This is a genomic window from Streptomyces sp. NPDC000348 (genome assembly GCF_042898795.1).
Classification (GTDB): Bacteria; Actinomycetota; Actinomycetes; order Streptomycetales; family Streptomycetaceae; genus Streptomyces.
This window is the reverse complement of record NZ_JBIAZD010000003.1, coordinates 165,143-186,746: the sequence shown is the minus strand read 5'-3', so window position 1 is coordinate 186,746 and position 21,604 is coordinate 165,143. Positions and strand designations below refer to the sequence as shown.

Sequence of the window (21,604 nt, the reverse complement as noted above, 5' to 3'; positions counted from 1 at the left end):
GCTGTCAGCCGACGAACTTCAGCTCGGTGATGGCCTGCTTGTAGCCGGGCTGGCTGTAGTTGACGGAATCCGCGCCGGAGTAAGGCATCGCGGTCAGCCACACCAGCACGTAGCGGCTCTTCACCGGCTTGTCGACCGTCACCTTCGCGGAGGTGCTGTTCGTCGTCGTCTCGCCCAGCTGCTTCATCGAACTCAGCGGTGTGGACGAGTCCAGGGTGTCGGTGGCGTACAGCTTGACGGTGGTGTGGTCACCGCCGTAGCGCAAGGAGAGCGTCGCGGCCGACACCTCCTGGTCGGAGCCGAGGTCGTAGACGATGCCGACTCCGGGCTTGATCACTATTTCCGGACCGTCCTTGTAGCTGTTGGTCCGCCATCCCGTCGACGTGCTGTCGTCATACGTCAGGTTCACGTCTTCCGGATGCTGGGCGTCACCCTCGGCCACGTACTCCTGGGCGCCCTTGATGCCGAGCGGCTTGGCCGGCTCGGGCTTGGTGTCGTTCTTGTCGTCGCCGTCCGTCGTCTGGGTCTGGTTGGTGTCGTCGGACTGCTTGTCCTGTTCCAGGAGCGCGTCCGCGAGCTGCCAGCTGCCCAGGCCCAGCGCGGCGATCAGCAGGGCCGAGACGGCCCACTTCAGCGCCTTGCCCGTGCGGCTCTGCAGCGGGGGAGGCGGAGCCGGCACCGGCTGGGTGACGCCGGGGTGCGGCGCCGGCCGGCCGTAGGTGCCCTGCTGGTAGGTGGTGCGCTGGTAGTCGGGAGGGGTCGTGAACGCGGGCTCCGGTGGGCGGATGCGGGGCATCTCGCCGATCGCCTTCACCAGTTCCTCGGGCGTGGTGCACGCCGCCTCGTGGCGCGAGGCGGTGGCGCCGTCGTTGGCAAGCGCGCGCATGGCCAGTTCGGACAGCCCGCGGTGGACACCGGCGCGCACCTGGTCGGGCGGGATCAGCCCGATGTCCTTCGGTAGTCCTGACATGCCGTAGGCGTCGCTCTCGTACGGCCAGCGCTGGGTGAGCGCCGCGTAGAGCAGGGCGCCGATGGACTCGGTGTCGGTGCGCTGCGGGGTGTCGGAGCTGACGCCGCGCAGCGCCGCGTTCACCGCGAGACCGCGGATGCGCCACTGGCCGGTCGAGGTGCGCAGGACGGCGTTGGGGTTCAGGCGCAGATGGGCGAGGCCCTCGCGGTGGGCCGCGGCCATGGCGGCCGAGACCTGACTGACCATCTGGTAGGCGTCGTACACCTCCAGCGGGCCGGCCGCCAGGAGCGTCGTCAGTTCGGTGGCGTCGGGGAGCCATTCGTGGACGACGTAGACGACGTCGTTCTCCTCGACGGCGTCCAGCACCTGGACGAAGCGGGGGTCGCCCAGCAGGGCGGAGGAGCGGGCCGCGGCCAGGACGGACCGGGCACGCGAGTGATCCGCGGGCAGGATGTGCACGCCGACGGCGCGGCGGAGCTTCTCGTCCACGGCACGCCAACTGCTGAACCCGTCCAGACGGGTGACGCACTCCTCGAGGCGGTAGCGCCTGGCGAGCTTGTGACCGCTGTGCAGTTCGGGTGGCGAGGTCATCGCGGAACCGTCGGTCCCGGTGCCCTCCTGTGCCTCGTCGCTGTCCGTGTCCCGCTCCCGGTTCTGGGCCACCCCGTCGGCCGTGGACTGGTCCGCCTGTGCGGTCAGCGGCTGCTCACCGCTGTTGTCTGCCACGTCGACGGCAGCTGTGCTCCGTTCGGCCACCGTCGTTCCCTGCCTCCCCATCCCATGCGCGTCGGCCGGCGTCCGTCGCGCGCCGTTCGACGCCGAGACCAATTGTGCCCACAGTCCGCCGCTATGCACGACACACAGTGGCCGACGATGGTTGTGCGCCTACCCCTCGCCTCAGCGTCCAAGGCGTCCGCGCACCATACCGACCAGCGAGTTGACTTCCTCGATCCGCATCCGGCGGGCGGCCACGAAGAAGACCCCGAACAGTACGGCCCCACCGGCCAGCAGCGCTGCGAACGAGCCCAGAACGCCCTGGCCGAGCGTCTGCACGACCCCGTAGCAGGCAGCGCCGCTGAGCAGCGCGGCGGGCACGGAGGCGATGCACAGCCGCGCGTAGGTCCGCAGCACCCGGGCGCCGTCCAGGTCCCCGCCCAGCCGCTTGCGCAGCCGGCGCCAGGCGACGCCGACGCCGATCGCGTAGGCCAGTCCGTACGAGGCGGCCATGCCGACCACGGCCCAGCGGGCCGGCAGCAGGAAGAAGCACAGCGCCGAGGCGATCGCGTTGCCCGAGGCCACGATGACCGTGTTGTAGAAGGGGGTTCGGGTGTCCTCGTAGGCGTAGAAGGCCCGCAGGACGACGTACTGCACGGAGTAGGGGATCAGGCCGAGACCGAAGGCCATCAGCATGTAGCCCATGTTGGTGGCTGCTCCGGTGCCCGAGGAGCCGAAGATCAGCGTGCACATCGGGATGCCGAGCGCGACGAAACCGAAGGCGATCGGCACCATCGCGACCGCGGTGGTGCGCAGGCCCTGGGAGATGTCGTCGCGGACGGCACCGCCGTCGTCCTCGGCCGCCGAGCGTGAGATACGGGGCAGAAGGGCGGCCATCAGGGAGACGGTGATGATGGCCTGCGGCAGGCCCCAGATCAGCTGGGCGTTGGAGTAGGCGCTGAAGCCCGTGCCCGGGATGCTCGTGTCCTTGACCGACGCGGTGGCCAACTGGGTGACGACCAGCGCGCCCGCCTGGTTGGCGAGGACGAAGAGGATCGTCCACTTGGCGAGCATGGCGGCCTTGCCGAGACCGTGGCCCTTCCAGTCGAAGCGCAGCCGCATGCGGAAGCCGGTTTCGCGGAGGTAGGGGATCATCGCCAGGGCCTGGACCACCAGGCCGAGGAGGACGCCCACACCGAGCAGCCGCTCACCCTCCGGCGGGATGGTCTTCACGGTCATGCCGGAGTCGGCGGCGGTGCCGTAGACCCAGATGAACGTGCCGAGCGTGACGATGATGACGATGTTGTTCAGGACCGGGGTCCACATCATCGCGCCGAATCGGCCGCGTGCGTTCAGGATCTGACCCATCACCACGTGCACGCCCATGAAGAAGATCGAGGGCAGGAAGAAGCGGGTGAAGGTGACCGCCACGTCGTTGGCCGCGGGGTCGGTGGCGACCGGAACCGACAGCGCGCGCACCAGGAGCGGGGCGGCCAGCCACGCGAGGGCGGTGAGCCCGGCCAGGGCGACCATCACGAGCGTCAGCAGACGGTTGGCGTACGCCTCGCCCCCGTCCTCGTCGTCCTTCATCGCCCGCACGAGCTGTGGCACGAAGACGGAGTTGAGGCCACCGCCGACGGTCAGGATGTAGATCATGGTCGGCAGCTGGTAGGCGATCTGGAACGACTCGCCCAGCAGGGCGAGGCCGAGCGCCGAGACGATCATCGCGGACCGGACGAACCCCGTGAGGCGGGACACCATCGTGCCCGCCGCCATCACGGCGCTCGACTTCAGCAGTCCCCCGGCCCGGCCGCTCTTCTTCGGGACGGGGGCGGGAGCCGGTTCGGGCGCGGGGGCCTCCGCGACGGGGGGCGGTGTGGCGCCCGCGTAGTGGCCGGGTGTCGAGGACGCCGGTCCCGGCACGGGCGCGTAGGGCTGCTGGCCGCTCACCGGCGGGTGGCCCGGGTGTACGCCACCGTGCTGCTGGGGGTACCCGCCACTCTGCTGCTGGGGGTACCCGCCACTCTGCTGCTGGTCGGGGAAGGCACCGCTCTGCTGCTGGTCGCGGAACAGGTGGGCGAAGGCGTCCGGCTCACGGCGCTGGTCGCCGGCCTGGCCGACCAGGTCGTCCACGCCCACGAACTGGGTGGTGCGCGGGTCGTCGCCGTACGGCAGGTACTGCGTCGGCCCGTCCGGCTCCGGCGCGGGCGTCTGGGCCCACACCCGCGGGTCGGGAGCGTACGGGGACTGGGGCGGCTGCCCGTACAGCGGCTGCTGAGGGGGGTAGGTGCCGGGCGGGGGCGGCGGGTGCGCGGCGCGGTCGTAGAGCGCCTCGGCGACCGGGTCCTGGGCGGTGAGGTCCTGTGCCCGGTAGGGATCCTGGTCGTAGGCGTCCTGGAGGTACGGGTCGACGGGCGGCTGCGGCACCTGGTCGTGCCCGGGCGGCGGACCCTGCGGGGGGCCCGACTCGGGATGGCCCGAGTTGCCCGCGGCATGGCCGCGGTCACCGTCGTACGGCGCGTTCATGGTTACCCCACCTCATCGTCCCGGGCCCACCGGCCACGACATCCTCAACGGTCCACTCTCTCACCCGTGCCGGACGGGTCGGCGTTCTCCGGTGCGGTGTCCGGTGTCGGGTCACTCGGCTGCTCCGGGTCGTCCGCCCCGGGCTCCCGGGCGAGACGCTCCCCGGAGGCTTCCGGGGTCTGCGGGTCGTCGGCGTCCTCGTCCGCCTCATGATCCCGCTCCTGGGCCTCGCGTGCTGCGGCCCGCTTGCGCTGGGTGTACATCCGGAAGCCGGCGAGGACGAGCAGCAGTACGCCACCGCCGATGACCAGCATCACCGTGGCGGTGATCTCGGTGACCTTCACGTCGAACGTGACGGGTTCGCCGTACTTCTGACCGTCCTGCGTGTACAACTGGGCGATCACCGTGGCCCGTCCGTTGGCGTTGGCGGACGTGGTGAACTTCACCGACTGGCTGTGGCCTCCGGAGACCGCGACGCGCTGCTCCTCGTAGGTGTCCCCCCCGATCTCGAGACGGGTCGGGTTGGTCGAGGTGAGCCGCAGCACCAGGTGCTCGACTCCCTGCACCAGGTTGTTCTGGACCGTCACGGGGATGGTGGCGCTGCGGCCGGAGAGTTTCGTCTCCGACTTGTCGATCAGTCTGACCCGCCCGATGAGCGTGTCGAGGTACGACTCGATGCCGCTCCGGTAGATCGCCGCCTCGGATTCCCGGTCCCGCCACGACACGGACATCGCCCGGTTCAGGGCACGTCCGAACGGGGTCACCACCCGGGACTGGTCGGAGAGGATCACCTTGAACTTGTCGAGCTTGGCCTGCGTCCTCCCGATCTGCTCGAACGTCGCACGCGGCAGCTCACGCCTGCGCAAGGAGGAGGGGTACGCGGAGGCCGGCGGGACCTTGGTGGCGGCGGCGGGGTCCGGTTCGGCCTTGGCGGCCGCCGTGAGGTCCTGCGGCTCCGACCAGGTTCCGTCCTGGAGGATCGTGAGCGCCTCGGCCATCGTCTGGGCCTGGCTCGCGGACGGCGTGCGCTGCGGCGCGACGACGACGCTGCGCTGCCGCTTCGTCTGCAGGCCGAGGGTCAGGCTCTGGGCCAGGAACCGCTGCACCGCGAGCGTGGAGATGGATGCCTTGGTCATGTCGCCCTGAAACGCCGTGGATAGCCGCGCGTCCGCGACGACGGCCGTGGTGCCGCCGCCGATGGGCCGGGGCGCGGAGGGCGTGTACGACAGGCCGCCGGCCTCCTCGAAGGTGTCGCTGCGGGCGATCACCTTGTCGGCTCCGGCGGATGTGGCGACCTTGACGATGGAAGGGTCGACGGCGCCGTCGACGGGCCAGGCGAAGTCCGTGGCGGGCTTGACGTGGAGGACCGCCTCCACGGTGCTGGAGGCGACGTCGGTGGCTTCCTTGAGGTGACTCAGCGAGCCGGTGACGGACGTGCCGGTGTGCGCGAGGGAGGCCAGGTCGGGGTCGCCGAACGGCAGCGCGACGACCTCCTTGTCCACCACGGCCTGCTGCACCTCGGTGAGCCACCGCTTGGCGATCGCCTGGTGGCCGCCGACGACGGTGTCGTCACCCTCGCCGGGAACCTCGTAGCGGTCGGTCATCGCCTCGACGGACGCCAGCAGGTCCGGATCGACCACCCAGGTGACGTCGAGGTCCTTGCCCAGCGCCACCATCCGGTCCAGCCGCCCGCCCGGGGAGATCTCCTTGGCGAGGTCGTCGTCGTGGAAGACCGGTGTCTGCTGCTCGTCCGAACCCGTCTCCGCCGTCATGTGGACGGTGGAGATCAGCGGCCACATGAACGTCGTCTTCGTCTTCGTGCCGGCGCCGTCGGGCTGCCACGGCAGGAACGTGCGCTGGACACCGAGGGTCTGCTCCCACGGCTGGGCGGAGGTCTCCCCGGAGAGCGCCACGGCCAGCTGGTAGACGCCGTTCTGCCCGAGGTCCAGCTTGTCCACCGGCACCGAGAGGGTGAAGGGCTGCGAGACACCCGGAGTGAGCCTGGCGAACTCCTCGGCGTACGTGTCGCCGACCTCCGTGCCGAGGACGCCCTGTACGTCGGTGCTGTCCTTGGCGACGCCGTCGATGCCCGAGCGGGTGTTCAGCAGCGGGCCCACGCGCAGCCCCACGTGGGCGTCGGTGACGGTCTGCCTGCCCTTGTTGGTCACCGTTCCGGACACGGTGACGGTGTCGCCCTCGGCGGGGATGCCGGGGGTGAGGGTGTCGACCGAGACGGAGACCGAGCCCGCGCCGGAAGCGGCCTGCGGCGCGTCCGCCCCCGCGGCGTCCGCGGAGGGCGCGGCGGGCAACTGGACGAGCCCCGTCAGCAGGGGCACTCCGGCGAGCAGGGCTCCGGTGCGCCGCAGCCAGCGGCGGGCAGGTGAGGGACTCGTTCCCTGGAAGTCTGCCGCCTCGGCCACGCGCTCGCCCGTCCCTCGTCTTCGTCAGTGGTCGTCGGAATGTGCGTCCACGCATGGTAACGATGTGCGCTGGGAGGAAGTGCCGCGGACCGGTCCGCAAGATCAAGGGCGCGGTCCTTGTCCGTGTATCGGCGGGGGTGTCCGTACGCACATCATGAGGGCGCTCCCGGCCGTTCGGGCCACGTACCCTCTTCTGTTGTGCCGAACGCCAACGAAGAAACCAGTGCCCTGAGCCAGGCGCAGGACCGCGCCGTGAGTGAACTGCTGCGGGTCGCCCCTGTCGCCGACGACCTCGCCCGCCGCTTCCAGGAGGCCGGGTTCTCACTCGCCCTGGTGGGCGGCTCGGTGCGGGACGCGCTGCTCGGCCGTCTCGGCAACGATCTGGACTTCACGACCGACGCCCGCCCACAGGACGTACTGAAGATCATGCGCCCCTGGGCGGACGCCGTTTGGGACGTCGGGATCGCCTTCGGCACGGTCGGTGCGCAGAAGGCCGCCCGCGTCGGGGGCGCCGACCGGAGCTTCCAGATCGAGGTGACCACCTATCGTTCGGAAGCGTACGACCGCACCTCGCGCAAGCCGGAGGTGTCGTACGGCGACTCGATCGAGGAGGACCTGGTCCGCCGTGACTTCACGGTGAACGCGATGGCCGTCGCGCTGCCGGAGAAGCGGTTCGTCGATCCGCACGGCGGTCGCGCCGATCTGGCCGCGCGGGTGCTGCGCACCCCGGGCACACCCGAGGAGTCCTTCTCGGACGATCCGCTGCGGATGATGCGGGCCGCCCGTTTCGCCGCCCAGCTCGACTTCGAAGTGGCACCCGAGGTCGTCACGGCGATGAAGGAGATGGCCGGGCGCATCGAGATCGTCTCCGCCGAACGGGTGCGGGACGAGCTGAACAAACTGATCCTCTCCACGCACCCGCGCAAGGGACTGTCCCTGCTCGTGGACACCGGGATCGCCGAGTACGTACTGCCCGAGCTGCCGGCCCTGCACCTGGAGCGGGACGAGCACCATCGGCACAAGGACGTCTACGACCACACGCTGATCGTCCTGGAGCAGGCGATGGCGCTGGAGGAGGACGGCCCCGATCTGACCCTTCGCCTGGCGGCCCTGCTGCACGACATCGGCAAGCCGCGCACGCGGCGCTTCGAGAAGGACGGCCGCGTCTCGTTCCACCACCACGAAGCGGTCGGGGCGAAGATGACCAAGAAGCGCATGACGGCGCTCAAGTACTCCAATGAGCTGGTGAAGGACGTCTCGCGTCTCGTCGAGCTCCATCTGCGCTTCCATGGCTACGGCACGGGAGAGTGGACGGACTCCGCTGTGCGCCGTTATGTCCGTGACGCCGGACCGCTTCTCGGTCGGCTCCACAAGCTGACCCGTTCGGACTGCACCACGCGCAACCGGCGCAAGGCCGCCGCGCTCTCCCGTGCCTACGACGGCCTGGAGGCGCGCATCGCCCAACTCCAGGAGCAGGAGGAACTGGACGCCATTCGCCCGGATCTCGACGGCAACCAGATCATGGAGATCCTCGGCGTCAAGCCGGGCCCGGCCGTCGGTCAGGCGTACAAGCACCTGCTGGAGCTCCGGCTGGAGAACGGCCCGATGGAGCATGACGCGGCGGTGGCGGCGCTCAAGGAGTGGTGGGCCGGCCAGCAGGGCTGAGAGCGTGGAACGGGCTCATGTTTCACGTGAAACATGAGCCCGGTGACACGGCGAGGGCGGTGTTTCACGTGAAACACCGCCCTTCGAGCCTGCGTGCGGGGGTTACTTCACTTCCTTGAGGCAGAGAACCACATTGTGGCTGCTGTCGCCCGTCTGGTAGTAGGAGATCGTCGCCTCCTTGACGGCCTCGCACTTCGAGTCGTCGCTGGTGTTGTCGAACTTCTCGACGACCTCGTACTGGGCATCACCCGAGGAGCAGTCGACCGTCTTGAGGTCCGGGCTGATCTGCGTGCCCTCGTTGTGCATGCAGCTTCCCACGGAGGTGGTCTCGGCGTCGGTCTGGCCGAAGAACCACTTGCCCACGGCGATGAGCACCGCGATGACGATGAAGCCGACGATGCGCAGCATCTTCTTGCTGAAGCGCCTGGCGGGAGCGGGGGGCGGGACGGGGGCACCCGGCGGGGGGAAACCCGGCTGGCCCGCCTGCTGCGGGAAGGGGGGCTGCCCCTGGGGCTGGCCGTAGGGCTGCGGCTGCTGGCCCTGTGCGAACGGGTTGCCCTGGGGCGGCGGAGTGGTCACTTTGGAGTCCCCCTGGAATGTGGGTGCGCGGCGCGAAAGACGCGTTGATAAGACGCACGTAAGCTACCGGCCCGCACTGACAACGCTGTAGCCGAATAAGGCTCTGTGGCGTTGATGTGACACTTACTGACGCTCAAAACGTGCCATAGCCACAGCTACTGCTCCGTAGATAACGGCGATCGTTACCACCAGTGGGACCGATCGGCCGTCCGGTGGGAGCATCAGCGCGGCCACTCCCGCGGCGCCGACGAAGGCCACGTTGAACAGGACGTCGTACACGGAGAAGATCCGGCCGCGGAAGTCGTCGTCGACACAGGCCTGGACGATGGTGTCCGTGGCGATCTTCGCGCCCTGGGTGGTCAGACCCAGGACGAACGCTCCGGCCAGCAGGGGGCCGGAGGCGAAGGGAAGGCCGAGCGCCGGCTCCAGTACGGCCGCCGCCGCGGCGCACACCACGATCCAGCGGCCGGGGCCGAGCCGTCCCGCGGTCCAGGGCGTGAGGACGGCAGCGGCGAAGAAGCCGGCGCCGGACACACCCAACGCCAGCCCCAGCAGGGCGAGTCCCTCGTCGGTGGTCGACGTCAGGGCGTACCGGCAGAGCATCAGCAGCATGACGAGCATCGCGCCGTAGCAGAACCGCATGAGCGACATCGCCGTGAGCGCCCAGGCGGCCTCTCTGCGTTGGGGCGCGGCGAGGTGCCGTACGCCTGCCAGCAGATCGCGCGCCGTCCCGGTGAGTGCCGTGGCCAGCCGGGGATGCATCAACGCGCGGTCGGGACCGAGCAGTTCCTTCGCCATCCGGAGCGATGCCACGGCCGCGCCCAGGTAGAGCCCGGCGCCCACGAGCACCACGGCCGCGTCGGAGTCGGCGATGACCAGACGGACCACGAAGGCGAGACCACCGCCCGCGGTCGCGGCGAGTGTCCCGGCCGTCGGGGACAGGGAGTTGGCGACGACCAGCCGCTCACTGTCCACCACGCGCGGCAGCGCGGCGGACAGTCCGGCGAGGACGAAGCGGTTGACGCCCGTGACGCACAGGGCGGCGACGAGGAGAAGCCAGTCGGGCACCCTGCCGAGGATCAGCAGGGCGGTCACCGAGGCCATCAGGGCGCGCAGCAGATTGCCGTACAGGAAGACCTGGCGGCGGCGCCAGCGGTCCAGGAGGACTCCCGCGAAGGGGCCGACCACGGAGTACGGGAGGAGCAGAACCGCCATCGCGGAGGCGATCGCCGTGGCCGACGTCTGCTTCTCGGGGGAGAAGACCACGTAGGCGGCGAGCGCGACCTGGAAGACGCCGTCGGCGCCCTGGGAGAGCAGCCGGACGGCGAGCAGGCGTCTGAAGCCCTGGAGGCGCAGCAGGACGCGCAGGTCACGGACGACGGCCATGGGGCACAGCCTCACATACGGAGAGGGTCTCCGGGCCATGCGACCCGGAGACCCTCAACTGCCCACAGTGGGGAGGTCCTAGCGCTCGACCTCGCCCTGGATGAACTTCTCGACGTTCTCGCGGGCCTCGTCGTCGAAGTACTGCACCGGCGGGGACTTCATGAAGTACGAGGACGCGGAGAGGATCGGGCCGCCGATGCCCCGATCCTTGGCGATCTTCGCGGCGCGCAGGGCGTCGATGATGACGCCGGCGGAGTTCGGGGAGTCCCAGACCTCGAGCTTGTACTCCAGGTTCAGCGGGACGTCACCGAAGGCACGGCCCTCCAGGCGGACGTAGGCCCACTTGCGGTCGTCCAGCCAGGCCACGTAGTCGGACGGGCCGATGTGGACGTTCTTCTCGCCGAGGTCCCGGTCGGGGATCTGGGAGGTGACGGCCTGCGTCTTGGAGATCTTCTTGGACTCGAGGCGGTCGCGCTCGAGCATGTTCTTGAAGTCCATGTTGCCGCCGACGTTCAGCTGCATCGTGCGGTCCAGGACGACGCCCCGGTCCTCGAACAGCTTCGCCATGACGCGGTGCGTGATGGTGGCGCCGACCTGGGACTTGATGTCGTCACCGACGATCGGGACGCCCGCCTCGGTGAACTTGTCCGCCCACTCCTTGGTGCCGGCGATGAAGACCGGGAGGGCGTTGACGAAGGCGACCTTGGCGTCGATGGCGCACTGGGCGTAGAACTTCGCCGCGTCCTCGGAGCCGACGGGCAGGTAGCAGACGAGGACGTCGACCTGCTTGTCCTTGAGGACCTGGACGACGTCGACCGGGGCCTCGGCGGACTCCTCGATGGTCTCCCGGTAGTACTTGCCGAGACCGTCGAGGGTGTGGCCGCGCTGGACCTGGACGCCGCTGTTCGGCACGTCGCAGATCTTGATGGTGTTGTTCTCGGAGGCGCCGATGGCGTCCGCGAGGTCCAGACCGACCTTCTTGGCGTCCACGTCGAAGGCGGCGACGAACTCGATGTCACGGACGTGGTAGTCGCCGAACTGGACGTGCATCAGGCCCGGGACCTTGGACGCCGGGTCGGCGTCCTTGTAGTACTCGACGCCCTGCACCAGCGATGCGGCGCAGTTGCCCACGCCGACGATGGCTACGCGAACCGAACCCATTCCGGTTGCTCCCTGTGTGTACGAGTGAGGCCCTTCAGCGGGTCTCACGTGGCGGTGTCGTCGGGCGTATCCGGCCGGGGGTCGTCCCCGGTCCGGGGCAGGCCGCCCGGCGCTCCAGATGTGGTGTCCTGCTGAGCGGGCCCCTCCGCGGCGGATCCCTTCAGGTCCCGCCCGGCCCGCTCGCTCTCGATGAGCTCGTTCAGCCAGCGCACTTCGCGCTCCACGGACTCCATCCCGTGGCGCTGGAGCTCGAGCGTGTAGTCGTCGAGGCGCTCCCGGGTCCGGGCCAGGGAGGCGCGCATCTTCTCCAGGCGCTCCTCCAGCCGGCTGCGGCGGCCCTCGAGCACGCGCATGCGTACGTCGCGCGACGTCTGCCCGAAGAAGGCGAACCGCGCGGCGAAGGTCTCGTCCTCGTACGCGTCCGGGCCCGTCTGGGAGAGCAGCTGCTCGAAGTGCTCCTTACCCTCCGCCGTCAACCGGTAGACGATCTTGGCGCGGCGCCCCGCGAGCGGAGCGGCGAGGGCGTCCTCGGTGGTGTTCCCCGGTTCCTCGATCAACCAGCCGTTGGCGAGCAGCGTCTTGAGGCAGGGGTAGAGCGTCCCGTAGCTGAACGCACGGAACACACCCAGTGACGTATTGAGTCGTTTGCGCAGCTCGTAGCCGTGCATCGGAGATTCGCGGAGCAGGCCGAGGACGGCGAACTCGAGGATCCCGGAACGCCGGCTCATCGTCGCCTCCCCTCTGCCGCGGTCGTGCCGTCACGGGCTCGTGTGCGGCTTGGCGCCGCCCTTATGCCGAGCTGATGTATCGACTCGATACATCACGACGATAGAACGGCCTCCCGTGTGCGACAAGGGGGAAAAAAGTGAACGGGATCACATCGCCGATCCATCGCGAGCAAGTTGCCTGATTTGAGGTGAACTTCTGTGCTCGGCGGGTTTCGACGGTGCGTAGTCTGTGCGCCATGCACACCACCGGGAACCGAGTGACGCCCGGGGGCGTCTTGGTCCCCGGTGCAGTACGGGTGAATGCGCGAAGCGCCGCATCCGTACTTCGGGGGGACCGGAAACCAGCCGCCGTTTCCAGGCGCGCAAGGGTGCGCCTGCCCGAGGAGTAGTCGTTCGATGAGCGAGCACCGTCGCAAACCGCCGCAGCCGCAGGGAGGCGGACGTGCCGCGGCCCGACGCGGCCAGTCCGGCTCGTCCTCCGGCCGCCGCGCGGCACCGCGAGGCGCCACCGGGTCTCCGTCCGATTCCTATGGGTCGGGCTCCCGCGGCTCGGGGGGTGAGGAACGTACGTACGGCAGCCGCGCCGAGGCGCGACGCGCGGCACAGAGAGGCGGGGGCCGTCGTGCCGGTACCGCCGGTCCCGGCCGGGGCGGGGGACGCGCGGCCCCGCCCGGAAAGAAGCGGGTCATCGACTATCCGCGCCACGACAAGGACGGCTGGCGCCGCTGGACGCCGTCCTGGAAGCTCGTGTCCGGGCTGTGCCTGGCGTTCTTCGGCAGTCTGGTCGCCGTGGCGGGGATCGGGTACGCCATGGTGAGCGTGCCCAGCGAGGAGAACGCCATGGCGTTGTCCGAGAACAACGTCTACTACTGGGCGGACGGAACCCAGATGGTCGCCACCGGCAGCGGCCAGAACCGGCAGAACGTCACGATCGACCGGATCCCCGAGGCCATGCAGTGGGCGGTGATCTCGGCCGAGAACAAGAGCTTCTACGACGACTCGGGCATCGACCCCATGGGCATCGCCCGGGCGCTGGGCAACATGGCCACGGGCGGTGACACCCAGGGTGGCTCGACGATCACCCAGCAGTTCGTGAAGAACACCTACCTGAGCCAGGACCAGACGATCTCCCGGAAGTTCAAGGAGATGTTCATCTCGATCAAGGTGGGCACCAAGCTCTCCAAGAGCGAGATCCTCCAGGGCTACCTGAACACCTCGTACTACGGACGTGGCGCCTACGGCATCCAGGCCGCCGCCCAGACCTACTACGGCAAGGACGCGGTCAAGCTCACGCCCAGCGAGTGCGCCTTCCTCGCCGCGCTGCTCAAGGGCCCGACGTACTACGACCCCGCGGGCAACCAGAGCCTCGACTCCTCCGCCACCCCCGAGGCCAACCGCGAGCGCTCGGAGGAGCGCTGGGGCTGGATCCTCGAGCAGATGAACACGGACGAGCACCTCTCGGACGCCGAGTACCAGAAGGCGATCAAGGAGTACCCCGAGCCGCAGGGCCGCAAGGCGACCAAGGGCATGACCGGCCAGGTCAGCTATCTCGTCGACACGGCGAAGCGCTACGTCCTGAAGAACTCCGACATCACCGAGGCGCAGTTCGACCAGGGCGGCTACCAGATCTACACGACCTTCGAGAAGGACAAGGTCGAGGCGCTGGCCAAGGCCGTGAAGAAGGTCGAGGAGGAGAAGCTCGACCCGAAGAAGCGCGAAGAGGACCAGCACGTCCAGTTCGGCGCGGCGTCGGTGAAGCCCAACGACGGTGCGATCGTCGCCCTCTACGGCGGTGCCGGCTTCGAGAACGGCCACTTCAACAACAACGCGGACACCTCGGGTGTCCCCGTCGGTTCGACGTGGAAGCCGTTCGTGCTGGCCGCCGCGATGCAGCACGGCACGTACAAGACGAACGGCGAAGGCGTCTCACCGCTCAGCAAGTACAACGGCGACGACCACCTGCAGATCAGGAACAACGACGGCTCCCTCGTCCTCAAGAAGGACAACACGCCCTTCTACCAGGAGAACGAGAGCGACTACCCGTGGGGTTACATCACCCTGCGGAAGGCGATGGAGCAGTCCGTCAACACCCCCTTCGTGCAGCTCGGCATGGACGTGGGGATGAAGAACGTGGCGGATCTCGCGGAGAAGTCAGGCCTCCTGAAGGACAGCTTCGCCAACCTCAACGCGTCGTTCGCCCTCGGTACGTCGACCCCCAGCGCGATCCGCATGGCCGACGCCTACGCAACCTTCGCGGCGTCCGGCAAGCAGGCCGACCCCTACTCGGTGACCGCCGTCAAGCACAAGGGCTCGGAGCTGCCCGGCTTCGAGAAGCCGCGGGTCAAGCTGGCGATGCCCGAGAACGTGGCCAACAACATCACCGACATCCTCGAGAACGTGATCGAGAACGGTACCGGTTACAAGGCGCAGGAGCTGGGGCGTACGGCAGCCGGCAAGACGGGTACGACCGACAAGAACAAGTCCGCGTGGTGGGTCGGCTACACCCAGCAGCTCGCGACCTCGGTCGGGATGTTCCGCGAGGACCCCAAGGACCACAAGCTGCTCTCCATGAACGGCACGGCTGGTGAGGACTCCATCCACGGTGGTGACGTTCCCACGCAGATCTGGACCGAGTACATGAAGGTCGCGCTGGAGGGCGAGGACGACCCCGGATTCCCCGAGGCCGAGAAGATCGGTGAGATCGCGGACGGGGTCGGAGCGCCGTCTCCCACTCCCACCGCCACGGAGACCGAGGAAGAAGAGGAGAAGGAGACGCCGACGGCGCCTGTGTCGCCCACGCAGACCGAGACCACGCCGGCGCCCACCGAGACCGCCAAGTGCAGGCCGTTCGACTTCAACTGCGAAGGTGAAGAGGAAACGGGCGGCACCGACACGGGCGGCACGGACAGCGGCGGCACGGATGGAGGGGCGACCAGTTCGCCCGATCCCACGACCAGCAGTGACACCGGAGACACCAAAGGCAACGGCAACGGGAGTGACGGAGGTCTCTTCGGTTAGCCGGCCTGCCGTCCGGTTTGGGTGTTTCACGTGAAACACGGGCCGCCGTACCCTCGGGTACGGCGGCCCTCGGCGTATCCCCAGGTATGTACGGCAGGATGTGCGGCATGCCCAGTGGAGAATCGACGCAAGCGAGCGTCCACGAGCCGGAGCCGGTGCGGCCGACCGAGGAGGACCGGGTCGCCGCAGCCGGCAGCGAGCTGATCGGCGGTCCGCTCGGGCGGCGCGCTCTGACCGGGACCTCCTGGTGGACCCCGGTGCGAGTGATCGCGCTCGTGGCGATCGGTATGTTCGCCCTCGGCCTGGTGCAAAAGGCGCCCTGCTACAACGGCGCCTGGTTCTTCGGTGCCAGCTCCCAGTACACGCACGCGTGCTACTCGGACATCCCGCACCTCTACCAGGGGCGCGGTTTCGCCGACGGGCTGGTGCCGTACTTCGACAGGCTCCCCGGGGACATGGAGTACCTCGAGTACCCGGTGCTGACCGGCCTGTTCATGGAGGTCGCCGCCTGGCTCACCCCCGGCAGCGGCAGCATCCAGGACCAGGAACAGTGGTACTGGATGGTCAACGCCGGGATGCTCATGGCGTGCGCGGCCGTCATCGTCGTCTGCGTGACCCGTACGCACGCGCGGCGGCCCTGGGACGGCCTGCTGGTCGCCCTGGCACCGGCCTTCGCGCTGACCGCGACCATCAACTGGGACCTGCTGGCGATCGCTCTGACGGCCGCCGCGATGCTGATGTGGTCGCGGGGGCGCTCCCTCGCCTTCGGTGTCCTCCTGGGGCTCGCCACGGCCGCCAAGCTCTACCCCGTGCTGCTGCTCGGGCCGCTGCTGGTGCTGTGCTGGCGCGCGGGACGGTGGCGGGAGTACGGCACGGCCCTCGGCGGCGCGGCCGTCGCCTGGCTCGTCGTGAACGGGCCCGTGATGCTCTTCGCGTTCGACGGCTGGTCGAAGTTCTACACGTTCAGCCAGGAGCGAGGCGTCGACTTCGGTTCCTTCTGGCTCATCCTGGCGCAGAACTCGGACGACCCGCTGAGCACCGACACGGTCAACACGCTCGCCACGGCACTGATGCTGCTGTGCTGCGTGGGCGTCGCGGCACTCGCGCTCACGGCCCCCCGCCGGCCGCGTTTCGCCCAGCTCGCCTTCCTGATCGTCGCGGCGTTCATCCTCACCAACAAGGTCTACTCACCGCAGTACGTCCTGTGGCTGGTGCCGCTGGCGGCCCTCGCCCGGCCCAAGTGGCGGGACTTCCTCGTCTGGCAGGCCTGCGAGGTGGCGTACTTCCTGGGCATCTGGATGTACCTCGCCTACACGACCAGCGGGGACGCCCACAAGGGACTGCCCGCCGACGGCTACCACTGGGCGATCGGCGTGCATCTGCTGGGGACGCTCTACCTGTGTGCCATGGTCCTGCGCGACATCCTGATGCCGGAGCGGGACCCGGTGCGCCGGTCCGGTGACGACGACCCCTCGGGCGGAGTGCTGGACGGGGCGGAGGACGTGTTCGTGCTCGGCCCCGCGGCTCACCCGGCGCGGCACGCGGTCCACTTCGAGGGGCCCCCGGTCGAATGGGGCAGGACGGGAGCCACAGGAGGTTCGCTCTGAGCGAACAGTCCGGGGTGACGTCCGTTCAGGACACGGAAAGGCCGTACACGGCGGAACCGTGTACGGCCTTCTCGCTGTCAGCGGTCGAGGAGCCGGTCGAACTGCGTGGTGGTGTGCCGGAGGTGGGCCACCAGTTCCTCGCCCACCTTCGGTTCCGGCGCGTCCGCGGGCACGAACAGGATCGACACCTGCATGTGCGGCGGCTCGGCGAACCAGCGCTGCTTGCCGCCCCAGACGAACGGGGAAAGGTTCCGGTTGACCGTGGCGAGGCCGGCGCGGGCGACGCCCTTGGCACGCGGCATGACGCCGTGCAGGGCCTTGGGGGCCTCCAGGCCCACCCCGTGCGACGTACCGCCCGCCACGACCACCAGATAGCCGTCGGAGGCGGCCTTCTGCTGCCGGTAGCCGAACCGGTCCCCCTTGGCGACGCGCGTGACGTCCAGGACCGCGCCCCGGTACTCGGTGGCCTCGTGGTCCCCCAGCCAGAGCCGGGTGCCGATCCGGGCGCGGAAGCGGGTCTGCGGGAACTGCTGCTGCAGCCGGGCGAGTTCGTCGGCCTTGAGATGGCTCACGAACATGGTGTGCAACGGGAGACGGGCCGCCCGCAGGCGGTCCATCCAGCCGATGACCTCCTCGACGGCGTCCGAGCCGTCGGTGCGGTCCAGCGGCAGGTGGATGGCGAACCCCTCCAGCCGGACGTTCTCTATCGCCGAGTGCAGCTGAGGCAGGTCCTGCTCGCTGATGCCGTGCCGCTTCATCGAGGACATCACCTCGATGACCACACGGGCGCCGACCAGGCCGTACACGCCGTCGATCGACGACACCGAGCGGATGACCCGGTCGGGCAGCGGCACCGGCTCCTCGCCACGCCGGTACGGCGTCAGCACCAGCAGGTCGCCGCTGAACCAGTCCTTGATCCGGGCGGCCTCGTACGTCGTGCCGACCGCGAGGACGTCCGCGCCCAGCCGGGTGGCCTCCTCGGCCAGCCGCTCGTGGCCGAAGCCGTAGCCGTTGCCCTTGCAGACCGGGACCAGCCCCGGGAACTGCTCCTGCACGTGCTTGTGATGCGCCCGCCAGCGCGCGGTGTCGACGTAGAGCGTGAGCGCCATGGCCGGACCTGGAACCTTTCTCGTGGCTGCGGTGTGTCAGAGGGGGAGAGCTCGGGAAGCCGTCGAAGCGGCGCGACAGGGGTCAGCGGCGCGACATGTAGATGTCGAGCGCCTTGTGGAGCAGCTTGTTCAGCGGGAAGTCCCACTCGCCGAGGTACTCGGCGGCCTGACCGCCGGTGCCCACCTTGAACTGGATCAGACCGAAGAGGTGGTCGGTCTCGTCCAGCGAGTCGGAGATGCCCCGCAGGTCGTAGACGGTCGCGCCGAGCGCGTAGGCGTCGCGCAGCATCCGCCACTGCATCGCGTTCGAGGGCCGGACCTCACGACCGATGTTGTCGGAGGCGCCGTAGGAGTACCAGACGTGCCCGCCGACGATCAGCATCGTCGCCGCGGACAGGTTCACGCCGTTGTGCCGGGCGAAGTACAGCCGCATGCGGTTGGGGTCCTCGGTGTTGAGGGCCGTCCACATGCGCTGGAAGTACGACAGCGGGCGGGGCCGGAAGTGGTCGCGCACGGCCGTGATCTCGTACAGCCGCTGCCACTCGGGCAGATCGTTGTAACCGCCCTGGACGACCTCGACGCCGGCCTTCTCCGCCTTCTTGATGTTGCGGCGCCACAGCTGGTTGAAGTTCTTGTGGACGTCTTCCAGGGCGCGGTTGGCCAGCGGCACCTGGTAGACGTAGCGGGGCTGGACGTCCCCGAAGCCGGCGCCGCCGTCCTCGCCCTGCTGCCAGCCCATGCGGCGCAGCTTGTCGGCGACCTCGAAGGCGCGGGGCTCGATGAAGTCGGCCTCCAGGTCGCGCAGACGCTTCACGTCCTGGTCCTGGATGCCCTTCTTGATGGTCGAGGCCTCCCAGCGACGGATGATCACCGGCGGACCCATCTTCACCGAGAACGCGCCCTGCTGCTTCAGATGGGCGAGCATCGGCTCGATCCACTCCTGAAGGTTCGGCGCGAACCAGTTGATGACCGGGCCCTCGGGCAGATAGGCGAGGTAGCGCTTGATCTTGGGCAGCTGCCGGTAGAGGACGAGACCGGCGCCGACCAGCTCACCGGTCCGGTCGTCGAACCAGCCGAGGTTCTCCGAACGCCATTCCGCCTTGACGTCAGCCCAGGCCGGGACCTGCATGTGACTCGCCGACGGCAGGCTCTGGATGTAGGCCAGATGCTGCTCTCGACTGATGGTCCTCAGGGTCAGGCTCATTCGGGGCGCTCCTCGGGCTGGTGTGTCCCCATGGGTTCAGGGGCTCCGGCTCTCGCGCGAAGCCTACTGCGCCTCGGGGGCGCCCCGGTTGGGCGCACGGGACGTTCGCCCCGGCCCGTCGTCGGCCGGGGCGTTCGACGATGTGCGAAAGGGGGTGTCCGACGTCAGTCGAAGAGCCCACCGTGCGCCATGCCCAGGAAGAACCCGACCGCCGCGGCACCGAGGCCCAGGACGAGGCCGAAGCGCTCACGGGTCGTCACCGAGATCCACTGGCCGTACGCGCCGGTGAGGATCCCCACCAGGCCGGTCCAGGAGCTGAGCAGGTGCAGATGGTGGAACATCGCCGTGACGAAGGACGTGATGCCCAGCACCAGGGTCACCGCCAGCAGGGCGTCCTGGAGCGGGTGGGGCTTTCCGTCCGTGGCGAAAAGGCCTCCGGCGGTGTTGGGTCGCAATGCCTGTGCCATGGGGCACCTCCTGCGAAAGGCGGCGGATCGTAGCGCCGTACACACCCGATGTGTACAGATTGGCTGCCCCCACGGCCGGATTTCAACCGGAAGCCGCTGTGCGGGTACTCTGTACCGTCCGCACCGGTGTCTGTCCGGACAGAGCCAGGCAAGGGCGGGGAAGGGCCACGGTCCGTCCCGGCCGGCCTGGGAGATCGCCGCCCGGCCTCGATTGTCAGTGGCGGCTGTTTTACTGACAGGCATCGTTGCAGCAACGCATCACGACCCTCCTGCCACGGAACGACCGTGGCCGCTGAGTCCAAAGGAGGTGGGTTCCACATGCGTCACTACGAGGTGATGGTCATCCTCGACCCCGATCTCGAGGAGCGTTCTGTCTCCCCGCTGATCGAGAACTTCCTTTCTGTCGTCCGTGACGGCGGCGGAAAGGTCGAGAAGGTCGACACCTGGGGCCGTCGTCGTCTCTCGTACGAGATCAAGAAGAAGCCCGAGGGCATCTACTCGGTCATCGACCTGCAGGCCGAGCCTGCGGTCGTCAAGGAGCTCGACCGCCAGATGAACCTGAACGAGTCGGTCCTCCGGACCAAGGTCCTCCGCCCCGAGACCCACTGAGCTCCTCAGCTCGGCTGATCCCGGGACTCGAGTAGCAGCACAAGCAGCCAGCAGCAAACCCGCCGAGAGGTTCCCCATGGCAGGCGAGACCGTCATCACGGTCGTCGGCAATCTTGTCGACGACCCCGAGCTGCGCTTCACCCCGTCCGGTGCGGCCGTCGCGAAGTTCCGCGTCGCGTCGACCCCCCGCACCTTCGACCGTCAGACGAACGAGTGGAAGGACGGCGAGAGCCTGTTCCTGACCTGCTCGGTCTGGCGTCAGGCGGCGGAGAACGTCGCCGAGTCGCTCCAGCGAGGCATGCGCGTCATCGTGCAGGGCCGGCTGAAGCAGCGGTCCTACGAGGACCGTGAGGGCGTCAAGCGCACGGTCTACGAGCTGGACGTCGAGGAAGTCGGCGCCAGCCTGCGCAACGCCACGGCCAAGGTCACCAAGACCACCGGCCGCGGTGGCCAGGGCGGCTACGGCGGCGGCGGTGGCGGCCAGGGTGGCGGCGGCTGGGGCGGCGGCCCCGGCGGTGGCCAGCAGGGCGGCGGTGCTCCCGCCGACGACCCGTGGGCGACCGGCGCTCCCGCCGGTGGCCAGCAGGGTGGTGGCGGCGGCTGGGGCGGTGGCTCCGGCGGCAGTGGCGGCGGCTACTCGGACGAGCCCCCCTTCTAGGCGGGCCGTACCCACACTTCTTGATCACACAGGAGAAACATCATGGCGAAGCCGCCTGTGCGCAAGCCTAAGAAGAAGGTCTGTGCATTCTGCAAGGACAAGGTCACGTACGTGGACTACAAGGACACGAACATGCTGCGGAAGTTCATTTCCGACCGCGGCAAGATCCGTGCCCGCCGCGTGACCGGCAACTGCACGCAGCACCAGCGTGACGTCGCCACGGCCGTCAAGAACAGCCGTGAGATGGCGCTGCTGCCCTACACCTCCACCGCGCGATAAGGGAAGGGTGACCGACTCATGAAGATCATCCTCACCCACGAGGTCTCCGGCCTCGGTGCCGCGGGCGACGTCGTCGACGTCAAGGACGGTTACGCTCGCAACTACCTGGTCCCGCGGAAGCTCGCGATCCGCTGGACCAAGGGCGGCGAGAAGGACGTCGAGCAGATCCGTCGTGCTCGCAAGATCCACGAGATCCAGACCATCGAGCAGGCCAACCAGGTGAAGGCCCAGCTCGAGGGCGTCAAGGTCCGCCTGGCCGTCCGCTCCGGCGACGCCGGTCGTCTCTTCGGTTCCGTCACCCCGGCCGACATCGCCTCGGCGATCAAGGCCGCCGGTGGTCCCGAGGTCGACAAGCGCCGCATCGAGCTGGGCTCGCCGATCAAGACGCTGGGCGCCCACGAGACGTCCGTGCGTCTGCACCCCGAGGTGGCCGCCAAGGTCAGCATCGAGGTCGTCGCCGGCTGAGTGCCGTGCGCGCTGAAGCAGTGAGCAGGGGGCCGCACC

General features: G+C 69.0%; 17 protein-coding genes. 7 read left to right on the top strand and 10 right to left on the bottom strand.

What is annotated here, in order from left to right:
* Nucleotides 1-4: 4 nt before the first annotated feature.
* The 3 genes from ACFY3N_RS07705 to ACFY3N_RS07695 form a co-directional block, all read right to left on the bottom strand.
* Nucleotides 5-1,726, bottom strand: coding sequence for a protein kinase family protein (locus tag ACFY3N_RS07705; protein ID WP_390815716.1), 1,722 nt, complete (start codon nt 1,724-1,726; stop codon nt 5-7).
* A 141-nt stretch (nt 1,727-1,867) separates the two neighbouring features.
* Entirely contained in the window at nt 1,868-4,210 is a 2,343-nt protein-coding gene (gene murJ / locus ACFY3N_RS07700) for a murein biosynthesis integral membrane protein MurJ (RefSeq protein ID WP_390815715.1), read from the bottom strand.
* A gap of 44 nt (nt 4,211-4,254) precedes the next feature.
* Nucleotides 4,255-6,630, bottom strand: coding sequence for a DUF6049 family protein (locus ACFY3N_RS07695; RefSeq protein WP_390815714.1), 2,376 nt, complete (start codon nt 6,628-6,630; stop codon nt 4,255-4,257).
* Between the two features lie 198 nt (nt 6,631-6,828).
* On the opposite strand from ACFY3N_RS07695, the gene ACFY3N_RS07690 reads away from it, so the two are divergent.
* On the top strand, nt 6,829-8,295 hold the full coding sequence (locus ACFY3N_RS07690; RefSeq protein WP_390815713.1) for a CCA tRNA nucleotidyltransferase: 1,467 nt from the start codon (nt 6,829-6,831) through the stop codon (nt 8,293-8,295).
* A 102-nt stretch (nt 8,296-8,397) separates the two neighbouring features.
* Here the strand turns inward: ACFY3N_RS07690 and ACFY3N_RS07685 are convergent, their stop codons facing one another.
* The 4 genes from ACFY3N_RS07685 to ACFY3N_RS07670 all read right to left on the bottom strand — a co-directional run bounded on the left by ACFY3N_RS07685 (nt 8,398) and on the right by ACFY3N_RS07670 (nt 12,149).
* Complete coding sequence (locus ACFY3N_RS07685; protein ID WP_390815712.1) at nt 8,398-8,874, bottom strand: hypothetical protein; 477 nt, start codon at nt 8,872-8,874, stop codon at nt 8,398-8,400.
* A gap of 123 nt (nt 8,875-8,997) precedes the next feature.
* On the bottom strand, nt 8,998-10,260 hold the full coding sequence (locus ACFY3N_RS07680; RefSeq protein ID WP_390815711.1) for an MFS transporter: 1,263 nt from the start codon (nt 10,258-10,260) through the stop codon (nt 8,998-9,000).
* A 78-nt stretch (nt 10,261-10,338) separates the two neighbouring features.
* Nucleotides 10,339-11,421 carry an inositol-3-phosphate synthase gene (locus ACFY3N_RS07675; protein ID WP_030857072.1) on the bottom strand — a complete coding sequence of 361 codons (1,083 nt, stop codon included), beginning with the start codon at nt 11,419-11,421 and terminating at the stop codon, nt 10,339-10,341.
* Between the two features lie 44 nt (nt 11,422-11,465).
* Nucleotides 11,466-12,149, bottom strand: coding sequence for a PadR family transcriptional regulator (locus ACFY3N_RS07670; RefSeq protein ID WP_390815710.1), 684 nt, complete (start codon nt 12,147-12,149; stop codon nt 11,466-11,468).
* A gap of 396 nt (nt 12,150-12,545) precedes the next feature.
* Here ACFY3N_RS07670 and ACFY3N_RS07665 point away from each other — a divergent pair, with 396 nt between their 5' ends.
* Both ACFY3N_RS07665 and ACFY3N_RS07660 read left to right on the top strand, forming a co-directional pair.
* Nucleotides 12,546-15,167: a transglycosylase domain-containing protein gene (locus tag ACFY3N_RS07665; RefSeq protein WP_390815709.1), complete on the top strand. Its 2,622-nt coding sequence runs from the start codon at nt 12,546-12,548 to the stop codon at nt 15,165-15,167.
* A 98-nt stretch (nt 15,168-15,265) separates the two neighbouring features.
* Nucleotides 15,266-16,774 carry a glycosyltransferase family 87 protein gene (locus ACFY3N_RS07660; RefSeq protein WP_390816054.1) on the top strand — a complete coding sequence of 503 codons (1,509 nt, stop codon included), beginning with the start codon at nt 15,266-15,268 and terminating at the stop codon, nt 16,772-16,774.
* Nucleotides 16,775-16,851: 77 nt separating this feature from the next.
* Here the strand turns inward: ACFY3N_RS07660 and ACFY3N_RS07655 are convergent, their stop codons facing one another.
* The 3 genes from ACFY3N_RS07655 to ACFY3N_RS07645 all read right to left on the bottom strand — a co-directional run bounded on the left by ACFY3N_RS07655 (nt 16,852) and on the right by ACFY3N_RS07645 (nt 19,554).
* A complete protein-coding gene (locus tag ACFY3N_RS07655) occupies nt 16,852-17,883 on the bottom strand; it encodes an alanine racemase (RefSeq protein ID WP_390815708.1) in 1,032 nt (343 codons plus the stop codon).
* Nucleotides 17,884-17,965: 82 nt separating this feature from the next.
* Nucleotides 17,966-19,087, bottom strand: a complete 1,122-nt coding sequence (femX, locus tag ACFY3N_RS07650; RefSeq protein WP_390815707.1) for a peptidoglycan bridge formation glycyltransferase FemX — start codon at nt 19,085-19,087, stop codon at nt 17,966-17,968.
* A gap of 164 nt (nt 19,088-19,251) precedes the next feature.
* A complete protein-coding gene (locus ACFY3N_RS07645; protein ID WP_390815706.1) occupies nt 19,252-19,554 on the bottom strand; it encodes a hypothetical protein in 303 nt (100 codons plus the stop codon).
* Between the two features lie 318 nt (nt 19,555-19,872).
* Between ACFY3N_RS07645 and rpsF the strand changes: the two genes are divergently transcribed.
* The 4 genes from rpsF (at nt 19,873) to rplI (ending at nt 21,565) form a co-directional block, all read left to right on the top strand.
* Nucleotides 19,873-20,163 carry a 30S ribosomal protein S6 gene (gene rpsF, locus ACFY3N_RS07640; protein WP_019324683.1) on the top strand — a complete coding sequence of 97 codons (291 nt, stop codon included), beginning with the start codon at nt 19,873-19,875 and terminating at the stop codon, nt 20,161-20,163.
* A 76-nt stretch (nt 20,164-20,239) separates the two neighbouring features.
* Nucleotides 20,240-20,821: a single-stranded DNA-binding protein gene (locus ACFY3N_RS07635; protein ID WP_266474217.1), complete on the top strand. Its 582-nt coding sequence runs from the start codon at nt 20,240-20,242 to the stop codon at nt 20,819-20,821.
* A 42-nt stretch (nt 20,822-20,863) separates the two neighbouring features.
* A complete protein-coding gene (gene rpsR, locus ACFY3N_RS07630; protein WP_003949403.1) occupies nt 20,864-21,100 on the top strand; it encodes a 30S ribosomal protein S18 in 237 nt (78 codons plus the stop codon).
* Nucleotides 21,101-21,118: 18 nt separating this feature from the next.
* Nucleotides 21,119-21,565 (top strand): 50S ribosomal protein L9, encoded by a 447-nt coding sequence (gene rplI, locus ACFY3N_RS07625; RefSeq protein WP_361750473.1) that lies wholly within the window; start codon nt 21,119-21,121, stop codon nt 21,563-21,565.
* Nucleotides 21,566-21,604 lie beyond the last annotated feature (39 nt).

Excerpts from the sequence above, each read along its gene's own strand:
- murJ (WP_390815715.1), bottom strand. The coding sequence starts at position 4,210 with ATGAACGCGCCGTACGACGGTGACCGCGGCCATGCCGCGGGCAACTCG.
- ACFY3N_RS07680 (WP_390815711.1), bottom strand. The coding sequence starts at position 10,260 with ATGGCCGTCGTCCGTGACCTGCGCGTCCTGCTGCGCCTCCAGGGCTTC.
- ACFY3N_RS07675 (WP_030857072.1), bottom strand. The coding sequence starts at position 11,421 with ATGGGTTCGGTTCGCGTAGCCATCGTCGGCGTGGGCAACTGCGCCGCA.
- ACFY3N_RS07670 (WP_390815710.1), bottom strand. The coding sequence starts at position 12,149 with ATGAGCCGGCGTTCCGGGATCCTCGAGTTCGCCGTCCTCGGCCTGCTC.
- ACFY3N_RS07665 (WP_390815709.1), top strand. The coding sequence starts at position 12,546 with ATGAGCGAGCACCGTCGCAAACCGCCGCAGCCGCAGGGAGGCGGACGT.
- ACFY3N_RS07660 (WP_390816054.1), top strand. The coding sequence starts at position 15,266 with ATGTGCGGCATGCCCAGTGGAGAATCGACGCAAGCGAGCGTCCACGAG.
- ACFY3N_RS07655 (WP_390815708.1), bottom strand. The coding sequence starts at position 17,883 with ATGGCGCTCACGCTCTACGTCGACACCGCGCGCTGGCGGGCGCATCAC.
- femX (WP_390815707.1), bottom strand. The coding sequence starts at position 19,087 with ATGAGCCTGACCCTGAGGACCATCAGTCGAGAGCAGCATCTGGCCTAC.
- ACFY3N_RS07645 (WP_390815706.1), bottom strand. The coding sequence starts at position 19,554 with ATGGCACAGGCATTGCGACCCAACACCGCCGGAGGCCTTTTCGCCACG.
- rpsF (WP_019324683.1), top strand. The coding sequence starts at position 19,873 with ATGCGTCACTACGAGGTGATGGTCATCCTCGACCCCGATCTCGAGGAG.
- ACFY3N_RS07635 (WP_266474217.1), top strand. The coding sequence starts at position 20,240 with ATGGCAGGCGAGACCGTCATCACGGTCGTCGGCAATCTTGTCGACGAC.
- rpsR (WP_003949403.1), top strand. The coding sequence starts at position 20,864 with ATGGCGAAGCCGCCTGTGCGCAAGCCTAAGAAGAAGGTCTGTGCATTC.
- rplI (WP_361750473.1), top strand. The coding sequence starts at position 21,119 with ATGAAGATCATCCTCACCCACGAGGTCTCCGGCCTCGGTGCCGCGGGC.